Origin of the sequence: Sulfidibacter corallicola, assembly GCF_017498545.1 — a bacterium.
In the GTDB taxonomy this organism is placed as follows: Bacteria; Acidobacteriota; Holophagae; order Acanthopleuribacterales; family Acanthopleuribacteraceae; genus Sulfidibacter; species Sulfidibacter corallicola.
This window is the reverse complement of the sequence record NZ_CP071793.1, coordinates 6571209-6583576: the sequence shown is the minus strand read 5'-3', so window position 1 is coordinate 6583576 and position 12368 is coordinate 6571209. Positions and strand designations below refer to the sequence as shown.

The 12368-nt window shown below is 61.3% G+C and carries 8 protein-coding genes; 2 read left to right on the top strand and 6 right to left on the bottom strand.

Annotation, left to right across the window (positions count from 1 at the left end; genetic code table 11):
• Window positions 1-62: 62 nt before the first annotated feature.
• The 3 genes from J3U87_RS20485 to J3U87_RS20475 form a co-directional block, all read right to left on the bottom strand.
• A complete protein-coding gene (locus tag J3U87_RS20485; RefSeq protein ID WP_237377641.1) occupies window positions 63-341 on the bottom strand; it encodes an antitoxin of toxin-antitoxin stability system in 279 nt (92 codons plus the stop codon).
• A 262-nt stretch (window positions 342-603) separates the two neighbouring features.
• The gene (locus J3U87_RS20480; RefSeq protein ID WP_237377640.1) at window positions 604-3153 is read right to left on the bottom strand and encodes an alpha/beta fold hydrolase; all 2550 of its coding nucleotides are present in this window, start codon (window positions 3151-3153) and stop codon (window positions 604-606) included.
• Window positions 3154-3569: 416 nt separating this feature from the next.
• The gene (locus J3U87_RS20475) at window positions 3570-4010 is read right to left on the bottom strand and encodes an SRPBCC family protein (RefSeq protein ID WP_237377639.1); all 441 of its coding nucleotides are present in this window, start codon (window positions 4008-4010) and stop codon (window positions 3570-3572) included.
• A gap of 51 nt (window positions 4011-4061) precedes the next feature.
• On the opposite strand from J3U87_RS20475, the gene J3U87_RS20470 reads away from it, so the two are divergent.
• Both J3U87_RS20470 and J3U87_RS20465 read left to right on the top strand, forming a co-directional pair.
• Window positions 4062-4385, top strand: coding sequence for an ArsR/SmtB family transcription factor (locus tag J3U87_RS20470; RefSeq protein WP_237377638.1), 324 nt, complete (start codon window positions 4062-4064; stop codon window positions 4383-4385).
• Window positions 4386-4521: 136 nt separating this feature from the next.
• On the top strand, window positions 4522-5988 hold the full coding sequence (locus tag J3U87_RS20465) for an SDR family oxidoreductase (protein ID WP_237377637.1): 1467 nt from the start codon (window positions 4522-4524) through the stop codon (window positions 5986-5988).
• A gap of 25 nt (window positions 5989-6013) precedes the next feature.
• On the opposite strand, the gene J3U87_RS20460 is transcribed toward J3U87_RS20465, so the two are convergent.
• The 3 genes from J3U87_RS20460 to J3U87_RS20450 all read right to left on the bottom strand — a co-directional run bounded on the left by J3U87_RS20460 (window position 6014) and on the right by J3U87_RS20450 (window position 11979).
• Window positions 6014-9181: an efflux RND transporter permease subunit gene (locus J3U87_RS20460; RefSeq protein WP_237377636.1), complete on the bottom strand. Its 3168-nt coding sequence runs from the start codon at window positions 9179-9181 to the stop codon at window positions 6014-6016.
• A gap of 10 nt (window positions 9182-9191) precedes the next feature.
• Window positions 9192-10439 (bottom strand): efflux RND transporter periplasmic adaptor subunit, encoded by a 1248-nt coding sequence (locus tag J3U87_RS20455; RefSeq protein WP_237377635.1) that lies wholly within the window; start codon window positions 10437-10439, stop codon window positions 9192-9194.
• 130 nt (window positions 10440-10569) lie between these two features.
• Window positions 10570-11979: a TolC family protein gene (locus J3U87_RS20450; RefSeq protein ID WP_237377634.1), complete on the bottom strand. Its 1410-nt coding sequence runs from the start codon at window positions 11977-11979 to the stop codon at window positions 10570-10572.
• Between the last annotated feature and the right edge of the window lie 389 nt (window positions 11980-12368).

Here is a 12368-nt window from a genome sequence, read left to right as displayed (position 1 = left end):
GATGATGGCTGGCATTCCCATGCCCCAAAGACCGATCCATGCATCTGGCGTCCAAACAACGTTCACGGCTTGCTCGCCACCCCGGCCCGTCTTGCGGCGAATTCGGCTTCGACTTCCTCATTCGATCTTCCCAATCCAGCACGCATCGAGAGCCGACCGGCCTCGACCTTGCGACGCAAGAATTCGTCGTACTCCCGTGCCTCACGCTGGCGTTGAATATAATCACGCATCAATTCTCGGACAATTTGGGAAGCCGGTCTATGGGCAGCCTCCGCCTCGGCCATGAACTCAGCTCGCAACTCAGGTTCCAGTTTCATGGTGAAAACAGATTCCTTCGGCATACCCACCTCCTCAACAAAGGTTCACACAAAGTATATACTTTTTCATTACCCAGCAGTAAACGTCCTCAACACGGATGCCATGCAGCCACAAAAACGATCGAGTCAAATCGCTTAGTCGATCTGATGACTTGATCCCACCGATGCAGAGGCCCGTCATCAGTGCAAGCCAACAAGGCCCCATCTGTGATACCACTTGACGCCGTTTCCCTGAAGGGCCGAAGGCACGGTACCGCGCGGGTAGTTCCCACGCGGCCCGTTGCGGTTATCGATTCACCGAGCGAAGGACGCCGTGGATCGCCTCGATCACCAGTTGGGGATTGTCGAATTGGAGGTGGTGGCCGCTCTGTGGATCGATCACGTGCGTGAAGGATCCGCTTCGAGCAAGCTCGGTTTGAAGGCGCAACCACCATTCGTGAACCTCGGGAAAGGCTTCGATACCGTTTTTGCCGGCAGTGAGCACCGCACCCGGCACGGCCGGAAAAGGCCCCGCCGCCTCGACCTGAAGCCCCGTGGCCGGAATGCCCAGAGCCTCCGCAGCCACGAACGGTGGGAGGTCCTCCTCTTCACCGCCGCCCATGGCTTCGCAAAGGATCGGGAATTCGGCACACGCCAGCTCCTGCTGGCGGGCGATCGAGGAATCCACCAACACCAGGCCGGCCACCTCTTCGGGATACGCCTTGGCGAAATACTGCATGTAGAGTCCACCGAGCGAGTGCCCCACCAAAATGTAGGGTGGTTGGTGTCCATTGGCGCGCAACAGAGCCCGCAGCTCACCCACGATCGTGGCCGCATCGCGCGTGCCCCCCGCAAAGGTGCTTTGCCCGTAGCCGGCACGGTTGTAGGCGAAGACGGGTGCCGACGCACCGATTTGGCGCAGCACCGGCGACCAGGACTGCATGGTTCCTCCCAGTCCGCTCTCGAAGACGACCGTCGGTCCCGCCCCCTCGATGGAGAGGTGTTGCAGCGACACGTCGCCCACCGGGGTCATGCCCTCCTGCAGGACCGGCTCCCCGTCGGATGCCATCCACTCACCGCGAAGCACCCAGTTGATTCCGGCAAGCTGGCTCTCGAACCTGAACAACGTCTGGTTGGTCGTGCCCACCAGATAGATGTCCGCCTCGACCCAGTAGTACATGAAGGAACCCGAGAAGCCGCTGTGGCCGATGATGGTTCCAAGCCCGGGCATGTCGATTTTCTCGATACCGAGCCCGTATTGACCTTCGTCGCTGGGCACGAAATCCAGCATTTTCTGAAAGGTGGCCGAGTTCTGGAACACGTCGCCACTGAGCAGCGCCTTGAAAAAGATCATCACATCGTCGAGGGTCGAGGCCTCGCCACCACCGCCCCAATCGATCGAGGGCGACAGGAAGTCGGTGTAGTCGATGTCGTCGAAGAAGCAGTGAGAAAGCGACTCCGATCCCACCGGCTCTTCACGGTACTCCAGCCAGGTCTCGCGCATACCCAAGGGATCGAATATCCGCTGGCGCAGCGCCACGTGCAACGCCTGCCCGCTCACGCGCTCGGCGATCAGGCCCAGCAACACGTAGCCGAGATCGGAGTAGTGGTGAACGACACCGGGAGGCGCCACGGATTCGGTATTCTCGCGGGCATAGGCCAGGATCTTCGCGGGATCCCAGCGCTCTTCAGGGTTGGTGAACAGGTGGACCAGCAGGTCGGGCTGACCGTCGCCGTTGCGGTCTGCATCGAACAGGTGGTCGCCTAGGCCGGAGGTGTGTTTGAGCAATTGGCGAATCGTGAAGTGGCCGCCGTAGTCGACACCCTCGAACAGGTGGAGCCCGGCCAGAAGATCCGCGCCGAGATGGTCGATCGCCCGATCTTCCAGCCCCAGCTTGCCCTCTTCCTCTAGCATTAGGATCAGGGTGGCGGTCATCGTCTTGCCGACCGAGGCCAGGCGGAAGGGGTGCCGTGTGGTCATGGTTTCACCGGTCGCGGGGTCGGCCAGTCCGGCCGCGCCCTGCCAGCGCAAACCCATGGACGGCGATTCGATGCCGACGAGGGCGTTGTGGACCTGGAACTCGGGATGGATGGTGTCGGCCAGGGCCGCGTTCAACTTGGCGGCCAGGGTTTCGCTGCCCGCACCTGGCTCGTAGGATTGGGCCGGTACCGCCACGATTTGATCGGAATTGCCTTTGAAGGAAAGAGCCAGGCCGGTGAGCGCACCGCTACTCTGCACGGTGAGCACCATGCGCTCGGGATAAGTGTCGCCCGCCCCAAAGAAGGACGACAGCATTTCCACCCACTTGGCCCGGGCCGGCAACGTCTCTTTGCGGGTGGCAAGGGTGCGGCCCTGCCAATTCATGAGGTGGAAGACCACTTCCGCGGCCTCGTCCTCGGTGTTGACGATCGCGAACCCGCTGGCCCAACCATCGCCCTGTTTCAGCGCCGTGAATATCAAGTTATCGTGCGCCTCGCGATTCAAGGGCACGGTCGTCGCGCCACCGCTGCCCGTCGCGGTGACTTGAATCTGCCCGTTGAGCCGATCCGTGTCGGCAACGAGTTCGAGCCAACCCGCATCGATATCCAAGTTCGGCATCAGCGCCGTGATCGATCCGTTGTAGCCGCCAAACGGAGGCAGGACGAGTTGGGTCGGTGCGGCAGGGTTGCCCTGGCCGTCATAGGCTCGGACGGTCACCGTTTGAGGGTTGAGGGTCGGATTGTGAAGCCCCAGGTCGGTCTGCCAATCGCCGTTTTTGAAGGTGAAATGGGGAAGATACAAGGTGGCGGGTTCATTGGCCAGGCTGGGGGCGGCCAGCATCCATACCGCCAGAATCCAAAAGATCGTGGTTCTCATTACAGCACCTCGAGAAAGTCTCGGTCGTCGTGAAGGGCAGGATCGACTTGCCGTTCCTGGCCCCACATCCGGCAGTGCATGCAGCAGACCACGAGCCAACTCGTAACATATTCAAAACAATAGCCTTCTCTCTACACCTCCGTCACAACCCGTAAGATAAATCATACAGGAGTGTCACGAAAAACCTCGATCGGACACCCCTGCATGCACCCGCCGAAAACACCGAACGTCGCGAGGAACATCCGCATCGCACGGCCACGGGGACACACATAGGGTACCGTCTCCGCCCGATGTGTTTCGCAAGCGCTGCGTGCCCTGTGCCCCGATGAAAATGAAGGGGTGCGGGGCGATTGCATCGATCGCTGCCGGAGGAAAGGCGTTCCTCACGGCGAGCCGGACACGCAGCGCGGTATCGGTCAATAAAAGAAGGTCCTCAGGTTCTTGCCGTCTTCGACGTACACCTTGAGAAAACAGAGCATTTGCGACCAGCCCATGCAGTTGCCATAGGAGTATTTCAGCGATTCCTGCGTTTTCTTCCAGCCGGATTCTTTGATCTTGACGAGCGTCGCATCGCCATCGAGCTCTTCGAACGTCATTTCGACGCGGGTCTCGTCACCGGAGCGATCGTCGGCCCATTCGAACACGATCGTCTCGTTGGGCACCGTCTTGATGACCTTGACCGGGAAAGCACCGGGATAGTCGTGAAAATCCCAAGTCACCTCGGTTCCTTCGTCCAAACGAGCGCTGGCACCGCCGGTGGTGAAGTAACCGCTGAGTTTTTCCGGATTGTAGACCGCCTCGAACACCTCGTGAACGGGCTTTTGGATCTTGGCGTAGACTTCAAATTCGAGTTCCATGATACCTCCAATCTACTTTGACAAAACCAGAACATGTTATAAAGTTATAACATGTCGAATGAAAAAAGGCACGATGCCATTTTCAAGGCCCTGGGAGATGCGCGCAGGCGCAAAATGCTCGACCTGCTGAAACAGAAACCGATGACCACGGGCGATCTGTGCAAGCACTTCGAGGACCTCAACCGCTGCACCGTGATGCAGCATCTCGGCGTATTGGAAAAAGCCGAACTCATCATCGTCAAACGGCGCGGACGTTTTCGCTGGAACTACCTCAACCCGCTGCCGATCAAGGAAGTCTTCGACCGTTGGATCAGCGATTACGCGGTCGGCGCCATCAACCTGCTCGCCCGCATGAAAAAAGACCTGGAGGACTGACGTCGCCATCCGTCACCGAATTCGGTACCATCCCCGGTGGCCGCCACCGGTTGGCCGCGGCTCCCCATTTTAAAGCTTCGTGCGGGCTTCGACCGAAGTGAGAAGCATCTCGGACAGGTGCACGAGGAGTGGATCGATGAACGTGCTGGTAACGGGCGCCAACGGCTACATCGGGCGTCGCCTGGTGGCGGCGCTGCTGGACGGCGGCCATTCGGTGATCGCGTTGATGCGCGACAAACGGCGATTCGCCTTCAAGGAAGCGCTCCACCCCAACCTGACCATCGTGGAAGCCGACCTGCTGGAACCGGAAAGCATGGATGCGGTGCCCGGCGATGTGGACGCGGCCTACTACCTGCTGCACTCGATGGGCAGTTCGGCCGGAACCTTCCAGGAATTGGAATCCCGCTGCGCACACCGGTTCGCGGCCTGGGCCAATCGGTCCCGAGCTCGGCAGATCATCTACCTTGGCGGTATCGCCAACGACGAACGGCTTTCCCGCCACTTGAAATCCCGACTCAACGTGGAAGAGATCCTGGGTCGCAGCCGAGTTCCCCTGACGGTGTTGCGCGCGGCGATCATCATCGGATCGGGCAGCGCCTCCTTTGAAATCATTCGCGACCTGGTGGAAAAGCTGCCGTTCATGATCACGCCGCGCTGGGTCAAGACCAAGTGCCAGCCGATCGCGATCGTGGATGTGATCTTCTACCTCCAGGCGGCCCTGTTGCACGAGGAAAGCTTCGATCGGAACCTGGATATCGGCGGCCCCGACGTGATGACCTACCGAGACATGCTGCTGCGCTACGCCAAGGTGCGCGGCTTGAAGCGCTACATATTCGACGTGCCCGTGTTCACGCCCCGCCTCTCGTCGTATTGGCTCTACTTCATTACGTCGACGAACTACTCCCTGGCCAAGAGCCTGGTGGACAGCATGAAGGCGGAAGTGGTGTGCGGCGATCGCCACATCGAGACGATCGTGCCCCACCGCTGCCTTTCCTACGAGGAGGCACTGGAGCGAGCCCTGGTCAAGATCGAAAACAACCAGGTGCTCAGCTCCTGGAAGGACGCGGTCGTCAGCGGCACCCTCCGCGACGATTACCTGGACTTCGTCGGCGTGCCGCGCCATGGAATCCTGCGCGACGTTCGCGAGGTCCCGGTCACGGGCGACGTGGAAGCGGCCAGGAGCCGGGTATGGTCGATCGGCGGCCAGAACGGTTGGTACATGAGGTGGGCTTGGGAAATTCGCGGCTTTCTCGACAAACTCATCGGCGGCGTGGGCCTGCGGCGCGGACGGCGCAATCCCCATCACCTGGTGATCGGCGATGCGCTCGACTTCTGGCGGGTGGCGCTCACCGACAAGAAGCGCGATCACCTGGTCCTGTTCGCCGAGATGAAGCTGCCCGGAGAAGCCTGGCTCGAATTCGAATTCCTGCAACGGGACGGGCGAACCCATCTACGCCAAACGGCGACCTTCAGACCCAAGGGCCTGATCGGTCGCCTGTACTGGTACCTGCTGGTGCCGGTTCATTTCGTGATTTTTCGAGGCATGTGCCGCGATCTGGCCCAACGACCGGAACCGCGGGCACGGATTCCGGTCGCCGGGTGAGCTTCCCGTCGACAGGTTCGTCGGATCAGGCGAAGGTTTCGACCGGTTCGCCGGCGACGGCTTCGACGTGCATGTCACGGCCGAACCAGGCATCGAAAAGCCGGTGTGCATCATCCAGGATCATGTAGAAACTGGGAACCAGCAGCAGCGCGATGACGGTGGCGAACAGGATCCCGAAACCCAGGGAGATCGCCATCGGGATCAGGAACCGCGCCTGAACCGACGTCTCCAGGATCATGGGGCCCAACCCTAGGCAAGTACTCAGCGAAGTGATGATGATCGGCCGGAAGCGGCTGCGGGCGGCATCGACCACCGCCCGGAAGACGGGCTTGCCGTTTTGCACGCCGCGATTGGCGGCCACGATCAGGATCAGCGAATCGTTGACGACGACGCCGGAGAGGGCGACCAGCCCCATCATGCTCATCAGGGACAGCTCGTAGCCCATGATCAAGTGACCGATCACGGCACCCACCATGCCGAACGGGATGCTGATCATGATGATCAGGGGTTGCGAGTAGCTGTTGAAGGGAATCGCCAACAGGGCGTAGATTCCGAACAGCGCCAACCCGAAACCCACGGCCAGACTGGAGAGCGATTCCGACTGCTCCTTGCTGACCCCGCGCAACGTATAGCTCAGGCCCGGGTAGTCGGCCATCAACCGCGCGAGCTGGTCAGCCTGAAGCTCGCGCAGGACCTGGTTCCCGTTGGCCCGATCGCGCGCCACATCGGCCGTGACGTTGATGACCCGCCGACCATCGCTGCGGCGAATGCTGGTATAGGCACGTCCCTCGACGATCTCCACCGCCTGGCCGATGGGCATCTCGCCGCCGTTCGGCGTCCGCAGGATCAACTCCCGCACATCCTGGGGACTCTTGCGCTGACTTTCGGGGTAGCGCACGTAGACCTTGACCTCGTCGCGGTCGCGCTGGCTGCGCTGGGCTTCGGCCCCGAAGAAGGCACTGCGCACCTGACCGGCGATATCGGCGGCGGTCAAACCCGCAGCCTGCCCCGCCGGCTTGATCTTGAAGTCCCACTGGACCTTGCCGTCGGAGAAACCATCGTTGACGTCGGTGACACCGTCGAACGTCGCCAGAACCTCGGCCAACTCCGAAGCGGCCGCTTCCAGCGCATCGGCGTCGTTGTGCGACAACGCCACGTGGATCGGTGAGCCGATATTGGGCCCTTCGGTGTATTTGAAGGTCAGCGATTCGATGTCGGATGGCGTGCCGAACCGGGCTCGCCACAAGTTGGCGAACTCCTCGGTGGTGATGTCGCGCTCGTCGACCGGCACGAACAGGAGGTTGACGATCGCCAGATGGCCGCCCTGAACCGAGGATGCACCGTCGTTACCCGAAGCCGCACCGACGCGAACCATGGACCCACGCAGGATGCTCTCGCCACCGTGCTCTTCGAGGATCTCCCGAGCCACCTGGGTGAGTCGCTTCTGGAAGGCTTCCGTCTCGGCCACCGGCGTGCCGATCGGCAACGCCAGGTTGGCCGATACCACGTCGCCTTCCACCGCGCTGAAGAAATTGAACGGCGCACGCCCGGAAGCGACCATTCCCGCGATCATCATCAGGCACATGAACCCGAATGACACGGTGACATAGCGCCAGCGCAGCGACAGCTCCAGGAAGGGTTGAAACACCTTGTCGATGAAGTGCTGCAAACCCCGACCGAACCGCAACCGCATGCGCTCCAACCGGCTCGGGGTATGGGGTCGATCGGCGCCGTCCGCCAGGTGGGCCGGCAGGATGAACAGCGCTTCGAAAAGGGAGATCAGGAAGATCGTGATCACGATGAGCGGGATATAGAAGAACATCTTGCCCAGCATGCCGGGCACGAACATCAACGGCAGGAAGGCCACCACGTTGGTCAGAATGGAGAAGGTGACGGGTGCGGCCATTTCCCGAGCGCCGAGAATCGCGGCCTGTACGTAGCTCTTGCCCTCTTGGCGCAGCGAAAAGATGTGTTCCCCGACGACGACCGCGTCGTCGACCACGACCCCGATGGTGATCAGGAAGGCGAAGAGCGTGACCATGTTGATCGAGGCATCGACGGCCGGCATGAACAGCAGGGCCCCCAATATGGAGATGGGAATCCCCATCGTCACCCAGAAGGCGAGGCGCGGTTCCAGGAACAGGGACAACAGCATCAGGACCAGGACCAGCCCGAAGAAGGTGTTCTTGAACAACAGATCGATGCGGTCCTGCAACGCTTCGGACATGTCGTTCCAGACCGCGATCTCCACGCCTTCCGGCAGTTCGGCCTGCATGCGGGCCACCACCTCTTTGGCTGCGGCGGACACATCGGCCGGTTTTTGATCGCCGACCCGGAAGATCTCCAGAAGGGCCGCCGGTTTTCCATTGTAGTAGGTGCGGATGTCCGAATCTTCGAAGGTCTCGCGCACCGTGGCGATCTCGGAGAGCAGGACGGTGCTGCCGTCCTGGCGGGTGACGATCGGCAGATTGACGAATTCACGGCCGTAGTACTTGCGTTCGGATGTGCGCAGCAGGATCTCGCCGCTGTCGGTCTTGATCTTGCCGCCCGGAACTTCGAGGGAGGACTGACTGATGCGATCGGCGATGCCCTGGAGCGTCAGCCCATAGGCCCGCAGATGCTCCTCGGAGACTTCGATACTGACTTCCGGCTGACGCACGCCCCGCAGGTTGACCACGGTGACCTCCGGCGACGTCAGCAACTCGGCTCGGATCGATTCGGCCAAGACGCGCAGGTCCTGCTCCGTTTGCCGGCCGCTGACCGCGAGCGACAGCACCGAACGCTCGCGACTCGCCAGGCTCACGGTGGTCTTTTCCACCTCGACCGGGAAAGTGGTGATGCGGTCGATTTCGGATTTGACGTCGTTGAGGATCTTGTTGGGTTCGAAGCCGGAGAGGATCTCCCCGGATACGACGGCACTGCCCTCGGTGGCGGTTGACTCTACTTCCTCGATGCCCTCCATGCCGCGAATCGCTTCTTCCACGGCGAGAATGACGCCCTTTTCCACTTCGGCCGGGCTGGCTCCGGGATAACTGACGGTGACGGTGACGGTGTCCAACTTGAAATCAGGAAACACTTCCTGTTTCAAACGCAACCCGGAAACCAGGCCTCCCGCCAGCAACAGAATCATGAGCAGGTTGGCGGTCACCTTGTGGGTCGCCATCCAGGCGATCGCTCCTTTGGTCATCGACATGGCCGTCTCCTTATTGCGCGCGTTCGCGCGATGGGATCGCCGCGGTCAAGGCGCCGGTCGGCCCTTCGTCCGCGAGTTTGAGCTTCATGCCTTCCAGGGGAACCCCGAGATGACTGGTGACGACCCGTTCGCCGGGCTGCAGACCGTCGGACACGTAGACATGGGTCTTGGTCTTGTGGGCGATGGTCACCTGGCGGTATTCCAGGGTGTCGTCATCGGCCAGAAGCCAAAGCGTGGCCGAGTGATCACTACTGCCGGCGGCCTCGGCGTCGTTGTCGCGCAAACTGTCGTAGGTGACCGGATAGACCTGGTCCAACTCCTTGCCCGCCAGTTCCACTTCCACGTAGGAGCGCAACAGCAACGGCAATCCGGTCGGCTTGTCATCGGAACCGATGCGAAGCGGGTTGTCCACCTGAACGAGAATGCGCACCATGCGCCCGGCTTCCTCCACGTCGGACAGAAGCTGAACCAGCCGGCCCGACCAGGACCCCTCGGATCCCGACATGCGCACGACCGCCGGCGAGCCGCCCAGGCCGTCGGCGTCGGGCAAACGCAGCCAGGACAACTGGGTATAGGGAATCGAAGCCTTGACATAGAAGTAGTCGGTATCCACCAACACGGCCAACTCGCCGTTGGCGTTCACCACTTGGCCGATGTCGACCTGTTCGGAAAGCACGACGGCGTTGAACGGCGCGCGCACCACGGTGCGGGTGAGGTCCAGTTCGGCCTTGTCGAGCCGACTCTCGGCGGCCTCCAGGGACGCCCGAGCATTGGCCAGATGAGGTTTGCGAAGCGCCAAGTCCTTGCCGCTCTCGGTGGCCGGAATGCGGTTCTCGAACAGGCTCCACTCTTCGGCGGCCACGGTCTGGCGTCCCTCTTCCAGCGCCAACTGGTATTGGGCATTGGCTACGACCTCTCGCTGCTGGGTGACGGCCAGCCGGTAATCGGTCGGGTCGATGCGGAGCAACTCATCACCCGCCTGCACCTTGCCGCCTTCGATCAGGTTCTCGTTCTGGCTGACGATCTCGCCGCCGACCTGGCCGCGCAGGCTGATCTCCCGGGCCGGAATCACGGTTCCATGGGCGGTCACCACGATCTGGTGGGCGGCCGGCAGGGCGGTCTGAACCTCCACCTCCGGAACGTTTTGGGTGGCGGGCGCCTTCGAGGGCTCCGGGGTGTTGACGATCATCAGGGCCATCGCGAGCATGCCGCCCGTGAGGAGAAGGAAACAGATGAAAAATGACACAAACTTCTTCATGGTGCGCCTCTTGGAATCTTTTGAATGGATCATGTGTGACAGGTCTAAGGCCCAGCCGGAACGCCACAAGGCTTCGGGCAAACCCCCTGGGGAGCGGCGAGTCGATCCCTGGTGGAGTCGTGGGTCCGGATCATTTCCCCTGCGCGACGGCGAATGGTTTTTCGAGATCTTCGGTCCAGTGACCGCCGAGTGAGAGGTACAGCTCGATGCGATTGGCCAGAGCTGCCCGTTGCGCCTGAACTTCTTCCAATTGAAGGTTTTGCAGGGTCTGGAGGCTCGTCAGGACGGTCAGGTAATCGACGACGCCGTTGACGTAGTTCTTGTGGGCGCTGTCCAGCGTGCGCTCGGCCAGGGTGACGCGTTTGCGCGTCCCTGCGAGGCTTTCGAGCAAGGCGTGCTCCTGAACCAGGGCATCCTCCACCTCGGCGATCGCCACATAGACCGTTTTCTTCCAAGCGTAGAACAGCTCTTCCACCGCCGCGCGGTTCCGCGCGACTTCCGCCTTGCGCGCACCACCGTCGAACAGCGGCTGGATCAGGTTCCCGGCGAGATTCAGGACCCAGGCATCGAGCGACGGAGTCAGGTCGCGGTCACCGCTGGCGACGGAGCCGGTCAGATCGAGGCGGGGATAGCGGTCGAGTTTGGCGGAGCGCAGGCGTTCGTCCGCTGAGAAGAGGCGCAACTCGGCATTCTTGACGTCGGGCCGTTTGGCCAATACATCCGCGGGTATGCCCGTTTGCGGCAGAGCCGGCATGTCGGGCAGTTGGGTATCGCCCGAATAGGACCAACTCAGCGGATTCTCCCCGAGCAGCAGGGCCAGTTGATGTTCGGCGATCTCGATGTTGGCTCGCGTCTGAGGGATGCGATTCTCGATGTCGGCCAATTGCTGGCTCTGCTGATAGACTTCGGTTGCGGAAGCCAGGCCCTGGGCAAAGCGTAACTCGACCAATTCCAGGTAGTCGCGATTGACGGACACCTGTTCGGTCAATACCGCGAGCCGCTGGCTCTGGTCGATCAGATCCAGCCACGCCAGCCCCACCTGGCCGGTCAGCGTCAGGGCCGTGGCTTCCAGGTCTTTGCGTGTCGCCTGGTAGGTCAGCGAATCGGCGCGTGTATCGGCGGCGATTTGACCCCAGAGATCCACTTGATAGGAAAGAGAGAGCCCCATCGAGGAGGATTTCGTCGTGGGATCGTCGTTGGAGAGGTCGTCGACATAGGTCCGCTCGTTGGTCAGGTTCACACTGGGAAGCTTGCCCGAGCGGGTGCGAAGATAGCTTGCCTGGGCCTGACTCAACCGCTCCCAGGCCTGGCGAATGTCCAAGTTGCCTTCGAGACTTCGAGAAACCAGTTCGGAGAGCTCGTCGTGTCCGAACGCGGACCACCAAAGCTCGGGGGCTTCGACGGTGCCGTTTTCCGTGAAGGTATCGTCTTCGACGAGTTCTCCGATCTGGGCCGTTTTGGCGCGATGGGTCACGCAGCCGGCCAACAGGAAGGTCATGGTCGTCACCAGGAGTATGGGACTGTGACGTGCGAGGTTCATGGTGGGATCGCTCCTTCGAGGGATACGCGACGGCCACAACCGTCACGACGCGGTGGGCGTCGATTCGCGCGATACCGAGGCGCTTCTCACCCCGGCTGTTATCATTATGGTGAGGACCTCGCACGATCTCTGTTTGGTTTGGGTCACACATTGTATCGGTTTGTATCCGAGGTCGAGGGCGCTCGATACATTTCAACCAATCAGTTAAAAATAAAAGCGTTAACAAAAAAACTCTTACATGAACCCGCTAGGCGAGGTCGCGAACCAACGCGTGTCCATCCGGCACCGGCGGTTATTTGAAAGGATTCCCCGGAATCGGCCGGGCTCCCCGTGCAGACGGGTATCCGCAGTCAGGCAGCAGGTTTCAGCCAATCACGTGTGCACGAGAA

Bases quoted from the DNA above. Each gene is read 5' to 3' on its own strand.
- J3U87_RS20485 (WP_237377641.1), bottom strand. From the start codon at position 341: ATGCCGAAGGAATCTGTTTTCACCATGAAACTGGAACCTGAGTTGCGA.
- J3U87_RS20480 (WP_237377640.1), bottom strand. From the start codon at position 3,153: ATGAGAACCACGATCTTTTGGATTCTGGCGGTATGGATGCTGGCCGCC.
- J3U87_RS20475 (WP_237377639.1), bottom strand. From the start codon at position 4,010: ATGGAACTCGAATTTGAAGTCTACGCCAAGATCCAAAAGCCCGTTCAC.
- J3U87_RS20470 (WP_237377638.1), top strand. From the start codon at position 4,062: ATGTCGAATGAAAAAAGGCACGATGCCATTTTCAAGGCCCTGGGAGAT.
- J3U87_RS20465 (WP_237377637.1), top strand. From the start codon at position 4,522: ATGAACGTGCTGGTAACGGGCGCCAACGGCTACATCGGGCGTCGCCTG.
- J3U87_RS20460 (WP_237377636.1), bottom strand. From the start codon at position 9,181: ATGTCGATGACCAAAGGAGCGATCGCCTGGATGGCGACCCACAAGGTG.
- J3U87_RS20455 (WP_237377635.1), bottom strand. From the start codon at position 10,439: ATGAAGAAGTTTGTGTCATTTTTCATCTGTTTCCTTCTCCTCACGGGC.
- J3U87_RS20450 (WP_237377634.1), bottom strand. From the start codon at position 11,979: ATGAACCTCGCACGTCACAGTCCCATACTCCTGGTGACGACCATGACC.